The following is a 17,509-nucleotide window of genomic DNA, read 5'->3' on the forward strand; positions in this document are numbered from 1 at the left end:
GCCCTAACCGGGCAGCTGTTGAAGACGCAAGTGGGTGGCGCGCGGCGACTTCTTCCGCGCTCTCGGTCATTGGATCGGCAATCCAGGCCAGGTTGATGCCGGGATGGGCCGCGAGGTTGGCAGCGTGCACGCGGCGATGCGGCCCGATTTGCACAGGGCGACGTTCAGTTTCTTCACGGCAAGCCCTGCTGTCTTACTGGCCATCGGTGAGACGGCGCCTGGCGGCGGCTTCCAGATCACGAAGCATGGCAGCAGGTTCGGCGTCTTCCTGCAGGCTCCGCCAGACCAGCTCAGCCTGGGACTCAGGGGCGATGCCTCCCACCGGCTGGTCACGGTCAAGATTAGTGGGGAAGCCGTAGCCTTCAGCGGACGCGGCAATGACGTTGCGCAGGAACCTGTCGCTGGTGCCGTCCGCCTTGAGCTGCCGCAGTGTCGGGTACAGGGCCACGGACATGGCCGTGCGGTCCACCGATTCCATGGCCCGGCCGAAAGCGGAGGAGACCTGCAGCAGGTTGGCCATGCGGCGGATGTCGGTGGATTTGTTGTGGCCGGCGCCGTGGAACAGTGCGGGGTTGAAGAATGCAGCATCGCCCGTCTCAAGCGGCAGCTGCACGTAGTTCTCCTCGAAGTAGCGGGTGAATTCGGGACGGTGGAAGGCGAGATAACCGGCGTCGTACTTGTGGGAGTGAGGCAGGTAAAGGGTGGGCCCCGACTCCACCGGCATGTCGCAGTGGGCCACGGCTCCCTGTAGCGTCAGCGCAGGGGAGAGCAGGTGGATGTGGGCCGGGTAGCGGGCGGCCTGCTCGCTGGACATGAAGCCGAGGTGGTAGTCGCGGTGGGCGGTCTGCGCGGCACCGCCGGGGTTCACGACGTTGACTTGGGAAGTGACCTGGTAGTTGGGGCCCAGCCACGCTTCGGAAATGAGAGCCAGGATGTCGTTGGAATAGTAATCGGCGAACACCTGCGGGTCGCGCACGGCAAGTTTGTCGAGCGCGCCCCAGATGCGGTCATTTGCGCCCGGTTTGGCAAAGTGGTCGCCGGCGGCGGCGCCGGAGGCCTTCTGCTCGGCGATGATGCTCTTGAACGCCTCGGTGGCGCGGTCCACGACGGCGGTGTCGGCGAAGGCGCCCTTGAACACGACGATACCCGGCCCGGCGGTCAGGGCCCGGATCAGTTCAGCCTGAACGTCGGCGCGCTCTTCGGGGGACTCCAGATAGCTGTGCAGGCGCTTGCCGTAGATGAGCACGTCCTGCTCTACGGCGTCGGCGTATGCATAGTCCTCCAGCTTCGTCTTTTCGCCGACGACGGCAACGAAATCCTCCAGCCGGCAGCTGTCCTCCCCGAACCACTGTGGAGCGTGGGTCCCGGGTGCGTGCGACGATGCGGTGGTGGTCATGGTGTTTCCTCCTTGAAACTGTGATTGGGCTTGGAACAGTGTTCCTGCAGTGCGTGGCGGTGCGGTTTCCAGCTTCTTCCAATTGATCGCTCCTCCGCAACGCTGAAATCCATCAGGAATCCATCAGCTGTGGGCGACGGGGGTCCTTTCCCGAAAATCTCTTGCCATTCCACCTGAATCGGTGCGAAAGTCTTGCGTAGCCCTGAACCCCTCAGGAAAACATCATGGATTGATCGCGAGGACTTCGATGGCGCACCCTTACTCGGTCAGGGAAATCGCCCGTCAGGCAGGGGTCAGTGACGCGACGGTTGACCGCGTCCTTCATAATCGTCCGGGTGTTCGGCAAAGTACCGTCGGCCAGGTGCGCCAGGCGATCAGGGATCTTGAGGCCCAGCAACTCCAGCTGGAGCTGACCGGGCGGCGGTTCATGATCGACGTCGTTGCTGACGCCCCAGTTAGGTTCACCGCCTCGGTGAAGGAGGCGCTGGAAGCGGTGCTGCCGTTGTTGCGGCCTGCGGTGTTCAGGGCACGGTTCCACCTGCACGAGCGGTGGAACGCCGAGGAATGCGCGGCCGAGCTGGACAGGATCGGCAAACGGGGCAGCCACGGTATTGTCCTCAAGGCGCCGGACGTCCCCGTGGTTAGAGCTGCCGTGAGCCGGCTTGCCGAGGCCGGGATCCCAGTCATCACTCTGGTTACCGACCTTCCCGCCAGCAGCCGGGTGGCATATGTGGGCATGGACAACCGGTCCGCCGGGGCCACGGCGGCTTACCTGATCCACCAGTGGTTGGGGACCGGCCCGGGAGCGGTTGCCGTCACGGTGAGCAACGACTTTTTCCGCGGGGAGGAGGAACGGGAGATGGGTTTCCGCTCAGCCATCCGGGCCGTGGATCCCGGACGGGAGGTCCTGTATCTGGCCGGCAGCGACGGACTCGATCAGACGACCCTGCGGCTGATGGGCGAAGCCCTGGACGCGCACCCCGACATCAGTGCTGTCTACTCGATCGGGGGAGGCAACGCCGGCATCAGCCAGGCATTTGAAGCGACAGGCCGGAAACCGCATGTGTACATCGGCCATGACCTTGCCCCTGACAACGTCGCCCTGCTGCGCGCAGGCACCATGTCGGCCCTGCTGCATCACGACCTCAAGCAGGACATCCAGCGCTGCTGTCGAATCATCATGCACGCCCACGGCGCCCTACCGGAGGCCGACGCCGGCCACGCCTCCCAAATCGAAGTCATCACGCCCTTCAACATTCCGTTTCCCTCGCAGGGAGTCTGTTGAACCAACAGGACTTGCGGCGGGCTGCGCTTCCCGTGCTTCGAGACATTCACGACGCCACAAGGGAAACGGTATTCCTGTGCATCAGGAGCGGTCCCCGTGCTGTATGCATCGAGCGCTTTGACGGCAAGCGCGCCAGCAGTCGCCGCTTGGCCCTTGGAAGCTCGCTGCCGTTACATACCGGTGCTGCACCCCGCACATTGTTGGCTTTCGACACCCCCAGTCCCGGGCGGAGTATGCAGCGGTCATGGGCCAAAGCTCCGACTTTGGCCTCGGCGTTCGATCCAGAGCGGAATTCTATGCAAAAGATCAAAGAGATCCGCGATGCCGGCTTCGCTCTGAGCGATGACGAAGTAACCCTGCGAATGGCCGCCGTAAGCGCTCCAATTTTTGATCACCGCGGCGATGTGATGGCATCCCTACCGGTCAGCGGCCTCCGAGACGCCATCCTCCACCAACCGGATTCTTCATCCAGCATCATCGACTTAGCCCGCGAGGGCGGCACGACGGCTTTCAACCTATTTTGGTGCCCCAGAGTCCCGCATCTAGCGTCGCTAACCCAACCCCGTCTCCTCCATCCAGCTTTGCCAGCAGGAAGGCCCAAGGGTAAATCTGACATCCGTTGAAAGCAGAGTTGGGACTGTCCGATAAACGGTGTGTGGAGTCCGGCTGGTTTTCATTATTGAGTGGTTCTTTCGAACCGGCCAGCGAAGGTGATCGCGAACGCGTTCAGTGCAGGCTTCCACCTCATCACCCAGCGTGCCCGACCGCCGCCGGTGGGATCAAGAGATCTGGTGACGAGGTATAGGCATTTCAGGGCCGCGGTCTCGTTTGGAAAGTGCCCGCGGGCCCTTACTGCCCTTCGGTAGCGCGCGTTGATCGACTCGATCGCGTTCGTCGTGCAGATCACCCGGCGGATCTCCACGTCGTACTCCAGGAACGGCACGAACTCGGCCCAGGAGGATTCCCAAAGCCGCACGATGGCCGGATATCGCTGGCCCCATTCGGCCGTGAACTCGGCGAACCGGTCCTTCGCCGCATGCTCGGACGGGGCCGTGTAGACAGGCTTGAGCGCCTTGACGATGCCGTCGCGGTGCTGGCGTCCGGCGTAGCGGAAGCTGTTGCGAATCAGGTGCACGATGCACTGCTGCACGACTGTTCGCTCCCACGTGGTGGTGATTGCCTCGGGCAGGCCCTTGAGCCCGTCGCAGACGGCGATCAGCACATCCTCTACGCCCCGGTTCTTCAGCTCGGAGAATACTTGCAGCCAGAAACGTGCACCCTCGCCACCGTCGCCGACCCAGATGCCCAGAATCTCCCGCTCCCCGCTTGTGGTGACTCCCATGACGACGTAGAACGGGGTGTTGCGCACCTGCCCGTCACGGACCTTGACCACGACCGCGTCAACGAACAGCACCGGATAGACCGGATCCAAAGGACGGGCCGACCATTCGGCCAGTTCCCCGGTGACTTTCTCCGTGATGCGGCTGATGGTGTCTTTAGAGACCTTGGCCCCGTAGACCTCCTCGAAGTGCGCGGCGATTTCCCCGGTGGTCAGCCCCCGGGCAGACAGCGAGAGCACGATCTGATCGATCCCGTCCAGCCGCCGTTTCCGCTTGGGCACGATCACCGGCTCGAACGAGCCGTCCCGATCCCGGGGCACCTCAATTTCGACCGGACCGATCTCGGTCAGCACGGTTTTTGTCCTGGTGCCGTTGCGCATGTTGGCTGCGATCGGTGTCTGGCCATGCTCGTGGCCGAGGTGCTCGGTCAGCTCCGCTTCCAGCGCGGTCTCCAGCACATTCCTCGTGAGCTGGTTCAGCAGCCCACCGGGGCCTACCAAGCTCACGCCCTGTTCCTTTGCCTGCGCGAGCAACCGCTCCGCGAGCTCCTTCTGATCGATGATCTCTCCGGTCACAGGATCGATCATCACCCCTGTCATCTCGGTCGTGGGCTCTGACACGGCCGTCTCCTTTCGGATCAGGCCGGATCCCACACACCGTTATTCAGACAGTCCCGCAGAGTTTCCGGTGGATGCAGTTATTGCATCCACCGGAAACTCGTAGAGGTGGTTCGGCATTTCACCTAGTCAGCGGCGGGTGGCAGGACGATGTCGAAGCGGGTCCGGGCCCAGGTGCGATCCCCGAGGTCGCGCCCGTCGGGAGTAGGAGTTCCGGCGTCCTGCTGGACGAAGTCCTTGATGAGGGACTCCTTGACACCAAATACGGTGTCGTATTTCAGCAGTTCGTCCCCGCGGACGAAGATGTGGGTGACCAGTGTCCTGAGACCGGGTTTGGTGACCATAAAGTGCAGGTGGGAAGCGCGCATGGGTGAGCGTCCTACGGCTTCCAGCATTTTTCCGACTGGTCCGTCATGGGGGATCGGGTAGGGGGTAGGGGTGAGGCCCCAGAAGCGGTAGTTTCCGTCATCGTCGCTGTAGAGGTGGGCGCGGCCGGAGACGCGCTGGTCATCGTACTGGACGTCGTAGAAGCCGTCTTCGTCTGCTTCCCAGACTTCGATGCGGGCGTTGGGGACCGGGTTTCCGTCCGTGTCCTTGACGCTTCCTTCGATCCAGCAGGGTTCTCCTGGTGCGGCTCCGGCTATGTCTCCGCCGTTTTCGATGCGGGGGGCGTCGTCGACGAAGAAGGGGCCGAAGACGGTGGCTTCGGTTGCGTCGCCCTGGGCTTCGTTGTTGACGTTGATGGTCTGCATTGAGGCGCCGAAGACATCGGAGAGGAGGATGAATTCCTGTCGGCGGTCGTCGGTGATGTGGCCGACGGCGGTGAGGAACTCAATGGCTTTGTTCCATTCGGCTTCGGTGAGCCGGACGTCGCGGATGAAGTTGTGCAGGTGGGTTACGAGTGACTGCATCAGTTGCTTCAGCCGAGGGTCCTGGCATTCGTCGAAGGAGCGCAGCACGTTGCGGACCAGTTGTTCCTCAACGTTTTGTTGTGCTTCCGACACGTTGTGCTTGCCGGGAAGGCTTTCGGTTTCGGGGACGCGGGTCTGCTGGGTCATTGTCGTTTCCTCGCTGTTGTTTGTGGTGTCGAGTATGTGCGCAGGGACTCAGAGTTGCGATGCCTCGTCGAGGAGCTGCAGATCCTTGGTGGTCAACTGGATCTGCATTGATTCAACGAGGGGCGAGAGTTGGTCGGTTGTGCGGGCGCTGGCGATGGGGGCCGCGACACCGTTTTGCGCTGCGAGCCATGCAAGGGCGATGGGAGCGGGCTGGGTGGAGTGCTCATCGGCGACGTTTTTGACGGCTTCGATGACTTTCCGGCCGTGGGCGTTAAGGTACTTTGCCGCGTCTGGGGCGCGGGGGCTTTCGATTTCCTCGCCGTCGTCGTATTTTCCGGTCAGGAAGCCGTGGGCGAGGGAGTAGTAGGGCACGACGGCGAGGCCGTGGGTGCGCGCCAGGGGGAGGATATCGGCTTCAATTCCTCGTTCGACGAGGTTGTATTGGGGCTCTATGACCACGGGCGCGTGAAAGCCTTCGCGGGCGGTGATGTCGAGCCATTCTTTGATTCGTTCGGCTGTGTAGTTCGAGATGCCGATTGAGCGGATCTTGCCTTGGTCGACGAGTTCGGACAGTGTCGTGATGCTCTCGATGAGGGGCGTCGTGGGGTCGTCGAAGTGCGCGTAATAAATGTCAACGGTGTCGATGTCGAGGCGGGTCAGCGAGGCGTCGATGGCGGCCCGGATCGTTTCGGGGGCCATGCCGGCGAATTGCGGGTGGTGACTTACTTTGGTGGCGATGACGAGGTCGTCGCGGTCAGATCTGCCGGCCAGCCATTTGCCGATGATTGTTTCCGACTCGCCGCCGGTGTTGCCCTCGGCCCAGAACGAGTAGGAGTCGGCGGTGTCCAGGAAGTTCCCACCAGCAGCGACGTAGCCGTCGAGGACTGCATGCGATGTTTCGGTGTCGGCGGTCCAGCCGAAGACGTTCGTGCCGAGTGCGAGTGGGGATACGGCGATTCCTGGGGCGATGGTCCGCTTGGCGACCAAGGTCTGCCTCCTAGTTGATCTTTTATGTGTGGGACGGGGTGGAGTAGGACCCTCCTGTGGGTGTACCCGTGAGGGAGGGTCCTACTCCGCGTGGCTTTCGCGAGGCGCCACACCCTCACCTGATGGCAGGGCGTAGACCTTTTGGGCTAGACGGCGGGGTTGGCGCTCGGTGGCTTGCCGGCCCATGCCGCGTGCAGGATGCCGCGGACGTCATCGTAGGTGATCGGGCGGGGGTTGCCATAGGAGCGGCTGGTTACTTCTTCGGCGATGCGGTCGATGTCTTCTTCCTTCATGCCCAGCTCGGCCAGGGACCGGGGGGCATTGAGTTCTCCGGCGATCTGCCACAGCCTCTCGGCGGGATCTGCGGCGCCACCGAGTGCCCGTGACAGGGCAGCCGTCGCCTCGGGAGCGGCGGGCTGGTTGAAGGCCAGTGCGTGGGGGAGGACGACGGTGTGGGTTTGGGCGTGCGGCAGGTTCAGGGTTCCGCCGAGTGCGTGGCAGAGCTTGTGGTGCAGCGACATGGTGGTGGCGCCCAGGCAGGCACCGCACAGCCACGATCCGTAGAGGGCGTTGCTGCGTGCTTCGGGGTCGGAGCTGTCGGCCACGATGGCGGGCAGCGCTGCGGCGAGGGCCCTGACGCCTTCTTCGGCCATCAGCGAGATGATCGGCGTTGCGTCCGGGGCATAGAGGGCTTCCACGGCGTGGGCGATGGCGTTGATGCCGCTGGTCACGGACATGGCGGCCGGCAGTGTCATGGTGAGCTCGGGATCGTAGACGACGCTCCGGGGCAGCACCCGGGGGTCCTTGCCGGTTTCCTTGCGTCCGTCGGTCGTCAGCCCCCACACGGGTGTCATTTCCGAGCCGGCGTAGGTGGTGGGGACGGCAACGATCGGCAGCCCGTGCTTGAGCGCGATGGCTTTGCCGAGGCCGATTGCTGAGCCGCCGCCGACGGCGACGCAGCCGTCGGCCCCGACCCTGGCAGCTTCGTCGCTTGCCCGCTGCGCAACCTCGTTGGGCACGTGCATGACGGCTTCCGGGAGAACACCGACGCAGCGCTCACCCAGGGCCTCGGCTACCCGGTTGCCGGTCTCTTCCTGTTCGGGAGAGCAGAGGACCAGGACGCGCTTTAGGCCGATCTGGTCGAGTTCTTCGGGCAGGGTCGAGAGGGAGTTGACGCCGAAACGCACCCGCATGGGGAGGGCTTCGTATACAAACTGGTGGGTCATCAGAGGGACTCCTTGTGAAGGGTTACTGTCCGCGTGATTGTTCTTATTCACGCGGGGGCTTCTTAGTGCGGGAAGCGGTTAGCGGGAACCGGCGCGGCGCTTGTTGTAGATGTCGAAGGCGACGGCAAGCATCAGGACGAGGCCCTTGACGACGGACTGGACGGACTGGTCGATGCCCATCAGCTGCATGCCGTTGCTCATGACGGCCATGATGAGGCCGCCGGCCATGGCTCCCACGACTTTTCCGACGCCGCCGGTAACGGCCGCGCCGCCGATGAAGGCTGCGGCGATCGCGTCGAGTTCGAACATGTTGCCCGCGCCGGGCTGGGCGCCGTTGGAGCGGGAGGAGAAGACGATACCGGCCACTGCGGAGAGGAAGCCCATGTTGACGAAGATCCAGAAGTTGACGGTGCGGACCTTGACACCTGAGAGGGCTGCTGCGACGACGTTGCCGCCGATGGCGTAGACCTGGCGGCCGAAGACGCTTCGCTGCATGAGGACGCTGTAGACCATGATGAGGATGGCCAGCATGATCAGGACAAGCGGCATACCGCGGGCGATGGCCAGCTGCCAGGCGAAGACCATGACTGCGATGGCGACAACGAGGATTTTGGCGATGAACAGCGGAAATGACGGGACGAGTTGGTTGTAGCTGATCAGGGTCTTGCGGGTCCGGTATTGGTTGAAGGCGTAGCCGATCACGGCGATGGCGAAGATGAGGAGCGTGAAGAGGTCGTATCCTTGGCCTCCGAGGAGGCCGTTGAGGAAGCCGGATGCGATGGTGCCGTAGTCAGCCGGGAAGGGGGAGAGGGATACGTTGTCGAGTACGACCAGGGTCAGGCCGCGGAAGAGGAGCATGCCGGCGAGGGTGACGATGAACGCGGGAATCCCGACGTAGGCGACCCAGTATCCGTGCCAGGCTCCAATAGCGAGGCCGGTGGCGAGGGCTGCGAGGACGCCGACCCACCACGGCTGTCCGTATTGGATGACGACTACTGCCGACACTGCGCCGGTCAAGGCGACTACGGAGCCCACGGAGAGGTCGATGTGACCGGCGATGATCACGATGACCATGCCAATGGCCAGGATCAGAATGTAGGAGTACTGCAGGACGATGTTCGTGATGTTTCCGGGACCGAGTGAGGCGCCGCCGGTGAGTCCTGCGAACAGCGCCACGATGGCCACAAGGGCTATGTAGATGCCGCTGGTGCGCAGGTTGCGGGTGAAGAGCTCGCGGATTTCGCTGGTTCCGGTCTTGACGACCGCTGCTGCGGCCGGCGCGTCTTTCCTTTGGGATCCCCGGGGGGCTGTCACGGTCATGCTGTGAGTTCCTTCTCTTTGGTCATGAGTGTCATGAGGCGTTCCTCGGATGCTTCAGCCGCGGGCAGCTGCCCGGTGATCCGGCCTGCAGAAAGCGCGTAGATGCGGTCGCAGGTGCCGAGCAGTTCGAGCAGGTCCGAGGAGATGACCACGACTGCCTTTCCGGCGTCCACGAAGCTGTTGATGAGGGTGTAGATCTCGTATTTCGCGCCGACATCAATGCCGCGGGTGGGTTCGTCCAGGATCAGTACTTCCGGGTCGGTGAGCAACCACTTCGAGAGGACGACCTTCTGCTGGTTCCCGCCGGAGAGTTTGCCGACGATCGATTTGACGTTGGGGGCTTTGATGTTCATTGATTTCATCGCAAACTCGGCTGCACGAGCCTCTTCGTGGTGGTTGACGAAGCCCCAGCTCGCAAGTTTGCCCAGTGCTGCGGCCGAGATGTTGCGGGCGATGTCATCAATGAGGTTGAGGCCAAAGGCCTTGCGGTCTTCGGTGGCATAGGCGATCCGTGCTTCGATGGCTGCGGCGACGGAGCGGGTGTGGATCTCCTTGCCGTGCATGAAGATTTTGCCTGATACGAACTTGCCGTAGGAGCGGCCGAACAGGCTCATCATCAATTCTGTGCGTCCGGCACCCATGAGTCCGGCGACGCCGATGACCTCCCCGGCGCGGACTTCAAAGCTCGCACCGTCGACGACCAGGCGGTCCTGGGTGGGGTGCTTGACCGTCCAGTCCTCCACCCGGAGAACGACCTCGCCCGGGTTCGACTCACGGTCGGGATAGAACGCCTCGAGGTCCCTGCCGACCATCCCGCGGATGATGCGGTCGACGTTCACGTCGGGATCCGCCATGTTCAGGGTTTCCACCGTCGTTCCGTCGCGGATGACGGTGGTGTGGTCAGCAATGGCTTCGATCTCATTGAGTTTGTGGGAAATGATGATCGAGGTGATGCCGCGGTCACGAAGGGCCCGGACCAGGTCGAGAAGGTGGGCCGAGTCATTGTCGTTAAGCGCGGCGGTCGGCTCATCGAGGATGAGCAGCTGCACTTCCTTGGATAGGGCTTTGGCGATTTCGACCAGCTGCTGCTTGCCGACGCCAAGCTGCCCGACCGGGGTAGTGGGCTCTTCCCGCAGACCGACGGATGCGAGGAGTTCGGCGGCCTCAGCGTTCGTCTTATGCCAGTCGATCAGTCCTGATGCTCCGCGGCGCTCGTTGCCCAGGAAGATGTTCTCGGCGATCGACAGGTGCGGCACGAGGGCAAGTTCCTGGTGGATGATCACGATGCCGGCGTGCTCTGAATCCCGGATGCCGGAGAAAGAACACGTCTGCCCCTTGAACAGGATGTCACCCCCGTAACTTCCGGCGGGGTAGACGCCGGAGAGGACTTTCATGAGGGTGGACTTCCCTGCGCCGTTCTCGCCGCAGATCGCGTGGACCTCACCGCGTTCCACCTCCAGCGAAACGCCGGAGAGCGCTTTGACGCCGGGGAAGGTCTTGGTGATGGATTGCATTTCCAGGATGTGGTCGGCCATTGGCCCGCCGTCCTATCGGTCTTGTAGGGGAGAGGGGGAGGGGAGGGGCACTGTGTGCCCCTCCCTGAAGGGCACTTACTGAAGGCGGCCGGCTGCGACCTCGTCAGCGGTGTAGTAGCCGGAATCGATCAGGGCGGACTTGATGTTGTCCTTGTAGATCGGCTGGATCGGCACGAGGAACGAGGGGACGACCTTGGATCCGTTGTCATAAGACTTGGTGTCGTTGACCTCGGGGTCTTTTCCTGCCAGCAGGTCCTGGGACGCCTTGACAGTCTGTGCAGCCAAGGCGCGGGTGTCCTTGAACACGGTGGAGAACTGCACATCGTCGTTGACGAACTTCACGGAGGCAACCTCGGCGTCCTGGCCGGTCGTGACCGGCATCGGCTTGGGCTGTGAGGACAGGGTCGGGCCGTAGCCGGCGTTGCCCAGTGAGGTGATGACACCGCGGGCGACGCTGTCGTTGGGGGTAAGGACACCGTCGAGCTTGGCTGCTCCGCCGCTGTAGCTGGCGGTAAGCAGGTTATCCATGCGCTCCTGCGCCTTTTGCTGCGACCAGTTCTCGGTTGCCACCTGCGAGAGCTTGTTCTGTCCCGACTTGATCAGCAGGGTGCCGTTGTCGATGTACTTCTGCAGGACCGACATGCCGCCGTTGAAGACGAAGGTGGCGTTGTTGTCATCCAGCGACCCGCCGAACAGTTCGATATTGAACGGACCCTTGGCGGTGCCTTCGGAGCCGTCCTTGTTCAGGACACCGAGCCCGATCAGCAGAGAGGTGGCCTGCTGGGCGCCGACCTTGAAGTTGTCGAAGGTGACGTAAACGTCAACGTCAGCGCTGTTCCTGACGAACCGGTCGTAGGAAACGATGGGGATGTTCGAGCTTGCCGCCTGCTGCAACTGGGGGGACAGGGCCGTTCCGTCCAGCGGTGCCAGGATCAGCAGATCGGCACCTTGAGTCAGCATCTGGTCTACCTGTTGCTGCTGGGTGGGGATGTCGTTATTGGCGTACTGGAGGTCCACCTGGTAGCCGACCTTTTCCAGCCCTTCCTTGATGGCCTTACCGTCGGTGATCCACCGCTCTTCATCCTGGCTGGGCAGTGAAACTCCGATGCGGGTGTCGGCGGGAGCCTGTGTCCCTCCGCCGGCCCCGTTGCCGCTGCCTGCACCCCCTCCTGCACAACCAGCAAGTACCAGTGACGTGGCTGCTGTTGCAGCGAACATGACAATTTTCTTAAACACCGTTCTCCTCCTTTGGAGAGCCGCGTGACGCTGAAGGCGTCAGTTCTGCGTCGGCATGACCACCGCGACTAAAATTTAGATGTGATTGCGAGCACTTAGTGCCGTACAATGGACACTATGTTCGCACAGTACCAGCACATGAAGCTAGTGGTGTTCCAAATTACATTTGCGCGCACCACAAGTCGCGCCTCCCAGGGCACAGTGGGCCGGGCGGACGACAATGGCAGAGGTGCTCATGTGCAGCGCATCTGCGCGACGGTAGTTACGCGGATGCTAGAGGCCCCTTCGGGTCAGAAAAGAGGCGGTTGGTGAACACCATTCAGCTGTTGAAAAAAGCCAGCCAGGTGATCGATGAATTGGCCCGGATTGGCCAGTCAACGCCGGCGGAACTGGCGAAAGTCGTGTCCGAACCGCGGCCGACGGTGTACCGGATTGTCGCTGCGCTGGAGCAGGAGAAGCTCGTCCGCTCGAGCGGTGACGGCAAGCTTGAGCTGGGGACCGGAATACTTAAACTGGGCGACGCCGCGGCCGACGCACTCGTGGACCGCACAGAGCTGCGCGAACAGTTGCGCTGGATCCGTGGCCAGCTGGGCATGAGCCCCTACTTCTGCGTCCTGCGCGAAAACGGAGCCGTATGCCTGGACCAGATCCAGGGCGCCGACGTCGACCTGCACGACCTGGCCCCCGGGCGCACCCTTCCGCTCAATGCCGGGGCTGCATCCCAGGCTCTCCTGGCCTTCGGCGCCCCCGAGTTCCGGGAGAGCGTATTGGCCTCGGGCCCATACCCCGGTATCGCTTCCCGGACACCGGTCACCGGAGAGCAGTTGAGGGAGAGGGTCGAGCAGACCGCCAACCGCGGATGGAGCGTTGAAGACAGCGAGGTCATCGAAGGCGTCGCATCAATCGCCGTTCCGGTCTTCCGGCAGGATGGCAGCCTGCTCGGTGCCATCTCGGTCGCGGGCCTGCGGGCAACGGTCCTCGGCCAGGAGGACGCGGCACGGAAGATCCTGGACACCGCCGCCCAGGCCATCGCCGCTTCCATGTCCCAGGAAGACCCGAACGAGGGAAAAGAAGCCACCCGACTCGATCCTCCGGAAGGATCCGAGCGTGACTCCCCCCGCGCCCCTGCCGTCATCGCGAAAGCATCCGCACTGATGTCGGCCCTGGCTGAAGAACGCATCGCGACGTCGACCCGGCTGACCGAGATGCTCGAAGAACCCGCCAGTTCCATTTACCGGATGCTGGCCACCTTGGCCGAAGCCGGATGGGTGGAACAGATCGGCCATCGCGGCGCATACCGGGTGGGAAGCAAAATGATCGCCCTTTCCGGCGACCTCACACGCCGCCTCGATATACGCCGGGCCGCCGCCCCCATCCTGCGCGAAATCCACGCAGCAACGGGGGAAACGACCTTCTTGTGCATCCGCCGCGGCACCCGGGCGGTCTGCATCGAGCGCATTGACGGGATACGGGTCAACAGCCGGGTCCTGAAACTGGGGGAGTCCCTTCCCCTCCATGTCGGCGCCGCGCCCCGTGCGCTGCTCGCGTTCGAAGACCGGGCCTCCTGGGATGAATATGCCGCGATCGTCGCGAGCAGCGGCGAGCCCTGGCGCGACGTTCGGTCCCGTTCAGAGTTCTATTCCGGACTTGAGCACATCAGGAACCAGGGGTTCGTGGTCAGTGACAACAACGTCACCCCGGGCATCGCCGCCATCGGGGCACCCATCTTCGACCACCGCGGCGAAGTTGCGGCTTCCCTGTCCATCAGTGGACTGCGCGAGGGCATCCTGAACCGGCCCGAGGGCGAAGAGCCCATCGTCGATCTCCTCCTGCGGGGAACCAAAGTTTTGTCGGACTACCTCGGGGCACCGCACTCTGCGTCAAAGAAGGACGCGGACGTGTCACAGGTCATAGCTTGACCGACAGCCGCCTCCATGAAATGCTTTGGACAAGCTGTCCGCTAGGTGACACTGCATACTGAATTTTATTGATCCGGCCGGGCGTCGCTGCCCGCCCCATCAAACATCCATCAAACGCACCGATCAGGTGCTCAGTCGAAGGAGACAATGCGTTGGAACCGATTGTCGTAGGACTTCTGGGAATCACTCACCCGCACGCCTCTGCCCGGGTTCGCGCCCTGCGCGAAATTGAAGGGGTGGAAGTGGTTGCGGCCGCGGACGACGATCCCCGGCTGCAGTACTTCACCGATAAGTACGATATGGAGCCCCGCTCCATTGACGCGTTGCTCCAGGATGAGCGCATCAACGCGATTATGGTCCACTCCAAGAGCAAGGACATGGTTCCCCACGCCCTGCGTGCACTGGCCGCCGGCAAGTCCGTTGTCGTCGAAAAGCCGGGCGGGGGAACCGTTGAGGATCTGGTCCAGCTGGCCGAAGCCGAATCCAAGGCAGCCCCCGGGTTGGTGGTGCAGGTCGGCTACAACGTTCGCCTCGCCCAGTCCATCGCAGAGGCCAAGGAACTCATCGACGCCGGCGTCATTGGTGAGGTGGTTTCCGTCTCAGCCCGCGGTGCTGCCCTCGTCGGTGAACACCTGACCGCGCACCTGAACCAGCCCGCCGACATGGGAGGGGCACTGTGGATCATCGGATGCCACATGCTTGACTCCCTGGTGCACATGTTCGGCGCACCCGATACCGTCAACGCCCGCGTCCACAAGTCCGGACGCCTGTCCGACGAGTCGAGCCGGGAAGATTCCGCCGCCGTCCTGCTGAACTACCCTGACAAGTCCGTGACCTTCAGCTTCGACGGACACGACCACCTTGAGTGGTTCGAAAGCTCCCGTATCTCCGTCTACGGAACCGGCGGCATGCTGGAAATCGGCATCCTGCCCCAGAAGCTGCGCGTCTACGTGGACCAGGACCGTGCCGGCTGGCGCGCCGGCTGGACCGAGTGGACCCAAAGCCACTTCACCCCGCCCTTCGCCAGGACCGAACTGAACAAGTTCTCGGAACTGCCCGAACTCGGAAACATCAGCAACTTCCACCCTGAAATGCGTGGCTGGGTCGACAGCATCCGCACCGGCGCCCCGGTAGTCGCACCGGTCGCCGATGCCCTGGCCGTCGCTCGGATTGTCGACGCCTGCTACCGCTCCGAGAAGGAACAGGGAGCATCCATGGAGGTCGAGACCGCATGACCAGCGAAACCAGCGCAGCCCCGCAGCTGATCGCAACCTGCTGGGTGAGCGCCGGCGATACCGCCCCCGGACGCCCGGACGAAACCAGCCCCATCCCGATCCAGGAGCGCATCAACCTCATTGCCCAGACCGGGTGGTCAGGCATCGGGTTGGTACACCACGATCTGCTGCATGCACGCCGCACCATTGGCTACGCCGAGCTGGGGCGTATGATCCGCGAGGCAGGAATCGGCATCATCGAAGTCGAATTCCTTAACGGCTGGTGGGCCACCGGAGCCGAGCGCACCGAATCTGACATCCAACGCGCCGAACTGTTCGAAGCCGCAAAGGCCCTGGGTGCCCGGCACATCAAGGTCGGAGCCGGCATGACGGACAACCCCCTGCCGCTGTCGACGATGGCCAGCGCATTCTCCGACCTGGCAGAGGAGGCCGCTGAATCCGGCGTCCGGCTTGCCCTCGAAGCGACACCGTTCTCCCACCTGCGCACGGCGCAGGAAGCGGTCAAGGTCGTGACCTACTCCGACAGTCCCGCCGCGGGCCTGATGATCGACATCTGGCACACTCACAGGTCCGGTCTTTCCCACGACGACCTCTGGGACGTTGTGCCCATGGACAGGGTCTTCGCCGTAGAAATCGACGACGGTTACAAGGACGTCGTTGGCACCATCTTCGAAGACACCATCAACAACCGCGCCTACTGCGGTCAGGGCGACTTCGACACCCGCACGTTCATCCAGAGAACTCTCGATGCCGGATACAAAGGCCCCTGGGGGGTTGAAATCATTTCCGCCGAACACCGCAGCCTGCCCGTTGCCGAGGGCCTTAAGCGCGCCTACGAAACAGCAATCAACTGCTTCCCCGGAGTCTCCCTCTCACCCTGATCGGCCAAGCTCCGCACCGCCCCTGCCCTCTCCGGCAACGCGACTCACCTCCTTCTCCATTTTCCTGAAAGGCCACACCCTATGTCCAACGACAAACGCCTGCGCCTGGCACTCTTCGGCTCGGGCCGCATCGGGCAGGTACACGCCCGCAACATTGCCGCCCACCCGGACATCGATCTCGTCCTGATCGCAGACCCGTTCATCGACGGGGCACGCCGGCTGGCCGAAAGCACCGGCGCACGCGCCGTGCAGGACCCCGAAGAAGTCTTCGCGGACACCAGCCTCGACGGCGTCATCATCGGCTCGCCCACCAGCACCCATGTGGACCTCATCTCCCGCTCAGTCGCCCACAACCTCGCCGTCCTGTGCGAAAAGCCCATCGACCTCGACATCGACAACGTCCTCGCATGCCGTGAGCAGATCAAGGACACCACCGTCCCGATCATGCTCGGATTCAACCGCCGCTTCGACCCGTCCTTCGCTGCGGTACGCACCCGGGTCGAAGCCGGGGAAATCGGCAAGCTCGAACAGCTCACCATTACAAGCCGCGATCCCGAGCCCGCCCCGCGCGACTACATCGCCGGATCCGGCGGCATCTTCCGCGACATGACGATCCACGACCTCGACATGGCACGCTCCTTCGTCCCGAACATCGTCGAAGTGACCGCAGTGGCATCGAACGTCTTCAGCAAAGACATCGCCGAGCTCAACGACTTCGACTCCGCCGTGGTAACCCTCCGCGGCAGCGACGGTGAACTCATCACCATCACCAACTCCCGCCACTGCGCCTTCGGCTACGACCAGCGACTGGAAGCCTTCGGCCCGAGCGGAATGCTCTCCGCCGGCAACGTTGCTCCCACAACAGTGCGCAAGTCCGGTGCGGCAGGAACAGAAGAGTCAGACGCATACCTGCCGTTCTTCCTCGAACGCTACCCCCAGGCCTACTACGCCGAACTTGAGGCCTTCGCCCGGTCCATCCGCACCGGAACGCCCACCTCACCGAACTTCGCTGATGGAGTATCGGCCCTGGTCCTGGCCAACGCGGCAGCCGAATCCGCCGTCACCGGCAAGACCGTGAGCGTCGTCGAGTTCTAACCCCTCTGGGCTGGGACTTCCCTGCAAACCAGGGAAGCCCCAGCCCAACCATGAGTTCCCTTCATTTTTATCGGCCCCCGGCCTCCCTTCCACCATGCAAAAACGGCGGTGTGCACGGCTGGCACCGACGATTGAGGAGACAACATGTCAACCGGCAAATGGGCATGGAATGTCCGTGAAGGCGATCTGGTCGCGTGCGCCGCCCGGCACGGCCATATCCGCGGAACAGTCGTGGAAGCCGCCCCCGAAATCGGCGTCGTATGGATCAGAGACAACATCTACGGCGAACGCCGCATGCTCATGATGCAAGACCTCGTCCCCGACACCCCGACACGAGGCGTCGCGGTGCCCCTCTCTCAGTTTCGGGCGTCGTAACCCG

At 63.1% G+C, this 17,509-nt stretch carries 15 protein-coding genes; 7 read left to right on the forward strand and 8 right to left on the reverse strand.

Annotated elements, in window-relative coordinates:
• Positions 1-193 precede the first annotated feature (193 nt).
• Complete coding sequence (locus tag ABRP28_RS16040) at positions 194-1,396, reverse strand: phytanoyl-CoA dioxygenase family protein (RefSeq protein ID WP_350004242.1); 1,203 nt, start codon at positions 1,394-1,396, stop codon at positions 194-196.
• A gap of 247 nt (positions 1,397-1,643) precedes the next feature.
• Here ABRP28_RS16040 and ABRP28_RS16045 point away from each other — a divergent pair, with 247 nt between their 5' ends.
• Positions 1,644-2,681: a LacI family DNA-binding transcriptional regulator gene (locus ABRP28_RS16045; protein ID WP_350004243.1), complete on the forward strand. Its 1,038-nt coding sequence runs from the start codon at positions 1,644-1,646 to the stop codon at positions 2,679-2,681.
• A gap of 32 nt (positions 2,682-2,713) precedes the next feature.
• Positions 2,714-3,304 carry an IclR family transcriptional regulator C-terminal domain-containing protein gene (locus ABRP28_RS16050; RefSeq protein WP_374152984.1) on the forward strand — a complete coding sequence of 197 codons (591 nt, stop codon included), beginning with the start codon at positions 2,714-2,716 and terminating at the stop codon, positions 3,302-3,304.
• A gap of 53 nt (positions 3,305-3,357) precedes the next feature.
• On the opposite strand, the gene ABRP28_RS16055 is transcribed toward ABRP28_RS16050, so the two are convergent.
• From ABRP28_RS16055 to chvE, 7 genes are all read right to left on the reverse strand, one after another.
• Complete coding sequence (locus tag ABRP28_RS16055) at positions 3,358-4,608, reverse strand: IS256 family transposase (protein WP_374152985.1); 1,251 nt, start codon at positions 4,606-4,608, stop codon at positions 3,358-3,360.
• Between the two features lie 155 nt (positions 4,609-4,763).
• Complete coding sequence (locus tag ABRP28_RS16060; protein WP_350006209.1) at positions 4,764-5,696, reverse strand: intradiol ring-cleavage dioxygenase; 933 nt, start codon at positions 5,694-5,696, stop codon at positions 4,764-4,766.
• Positions 5,697-5,744: 48 nt separating this feature from the next.
• Positions 5,745-6,683: an aldo/keto reductase gene (locus ABRP28_RS16065; protein ID WP_350006207.1), complete on the reverse strand. Its 939-nt coding sequence runs from the start codon at positions 6,681-6,683 to the stop codon at positions 5,745-5,747.
• A 146-nt stretch (positions 6,684-6,829) separates the two neighbouring features.
• Entirely contained in the window at positions 6,830-7,909 is a 1,080-nt protein-coding gene (locus ABRP28_RS16070; protein ID WP_350006205.1) for a maleylacetate reductase, read from the reverse strand.
• Between the two features lie 78 nt (positions 7,910-7,987).
• Complete coding sequence (gene mmsB / locus ABRP28_RS16075; RefSeq protein WP_350006203.1) at positions 7,988-9,229, reverse strand: multiple monosaccharide ABC transporter permease; 1,242 nt, start codon at positions 9,227-9,229, stop codon at positions 7,988-7,990.
• Entirely contained in the window at positions 9,226-10,764 is a 1,539-nt protein-coding gene (mmsA, locus tag ABRP28_RS16080; protein WP_350006201.1) for a multiple monosaccharide ABC transporter ATP-binding protein, read from the reverse strand. Before mmsA ends, mmsB begins: the two co-directional genes overlap by 4 nt.
• A gap of 75 nt (positions 10,765-10,839) precedes the next feature.
• Positions 10,840-12,000, reverse strand: coding sequence for a multiple monosaccharide ABC transporter substrate-binding protein (gene chvE / locus ABRP28_RS16085; RefSeq protein ID WP_350006199.1), 1,161 nt, complete (start codon positions 11,998-12,000; stop codon positions 10,840-10,842).
• A 308-nt stretch (positions 12,001-12,308) separates the two neighbouring features.
• Between chvE and ABRP28_RS16090 the strand changes: the two genes are divergently transcribed.
• From ABRP28_RS16090 to ABRP28_RS16110, 5 genes are all read left to right on the forward strand, one after another.
• Positions 12,309-13,919: an IclR family transcriptional regulator gene (locus tag ABRP28_RS16090; RefSeq protein ID WP_350006197.1), complete on the forward strand. Its 1,611-nt coding sequence runs from the start codon at positions 12,309-12,311 to the stop codon at positions 13,917-13,919.
• Between the two features lie 152 nt (positions 13,920-14,071).
• Complete coding sequence (locus tag ABRP28_RS16095; RefSeq protein WP_350006195.1) at positions 14,072-15,154, forward strand: Gfo/Idh/MocA family oxidoreductase; 1,083 nt, start codon at positions 14,072-14,074, stop codon at positions 15,152-15,154.
• On the forward strand, positions 15,151-16,035 hold the full coding sequence (locus ABRP28_RS16100) for a sugar phosphate isomerase/epimerase family protein (protein WP_350006191.1): 885 nt from the start codon (positions 15,151-15,153) through the stop codon (positions 16,033-16,035). Before ABRP28_RS16095 ends, ABRP28_RS16100 begins: the two co-directional genes overlap by 4 nt.
• A gap of 81 nt (positions 16,036-16,116) precedes the next feature.
• Complete coding sequence (iolG, locus tag ABRP28_RS16105; RefSeq protein WP_350006189.1) at positions 16,117-17,130, forward strand: inositol 2-dehydrogenase; 1,014 nt, start codon at positions 16,117-16,119, stop codon at positions 17,128-17,130.
• Between the two features lie 144 nt (positions 17,131-17,274).
• Positions 17,275-17,505 (forward strand): hypothetical protein, encoded by a 231-nt coding sequence (locus ABRP28_RS16110; RefSeq protein WP_350006187.1) that lies wholly within the window; start codon positions 17,275-17,277, stop codon positions 17,503-17,505.
• Positions 17,506-17,509: the final 4 nt, after the last annotated feature.

Origin of the sequence: Pseudarthrobacter sp. WHRI 8279, from assembly GCF_040224115.2 — a bacterium.
Lineage (GTDB): Bacteria > Actinomycetota > Actinomycetes > Actinomycetales > Micrococcaceae > Arthrobacter.

Bases quoted from the DNA above. Each gene is read 5' to 3' on its own strand.
- ABRP28_RS16040 (WP_350004242.1), bottom strand. From the start codon at position 1,396: ATGACCACCACCGCATCGTCGCACGCACCCGGGACCCACGCTCCACAG.
- ABRP28_RS16045 (WP_350004243.1), top strand. From the start codon at position 1,644: ATGGCGCACCCTTACTCGGTCAGGGAAATCGCCCGTCAGGCAGGGGTC.
- ABRP28_RS16055 (WP_374152985.1), bottom strand. From the start codon at position 4,608: ATGATCGATCCTGTGACCGGAGAGATCATCGATCAGAAGGAGCTCGCG.
- ABRP28_RS16060 (WP_350006209.1), bottom strand. From the start codon at position 5,696: ATGACCCAGCAGACCCGCGTCCCCGAAACCGAAAGCCTTCCCGGCAAG.
- ABRP28_RS16070 (WP_350006205.1), bottom strand. From the start codon at position 7,909: ATGACCCACCAGTTTGTATACGAAGCCCTCCCCATGCGGGTGCGTTTC.
- mmsB (WP_350006203.1), bottom strand. From the start codon at position 9,229: ATGACCGTGACAGCCCCCCGGGGATCCCAAAGGAAAGACGCGCCGGCC.
- mmsA (WP_350006201.1), bottom strand. From the start codon at position 10,764: ATGGCCGACCACATCCTGGAAATGCAATCCATCACCAAGACCTTCCCC.
- ABRP28_RS16100 (WP_350006191.1), top strand. From the start codon at position 15,151: ATGACCAGCGAAACCAGCGCAGCCCCGCAGCTGATCGCAACCTGCTGG.
- iolG (WP_350006189.1), top strand. From the start codon at position 16,117: ATGTCCAACGACAAACGCCTGCGCCTGGCACTCTTCGGCTCGGGCCGC.
- ABRP28_RS16110 (WP_350006187.1), top strand. From the start codon at position 17,275: ATGTCAACCGGCAAATGGGCATGGAATGTCCGTGAAGGCGATCTGGTC.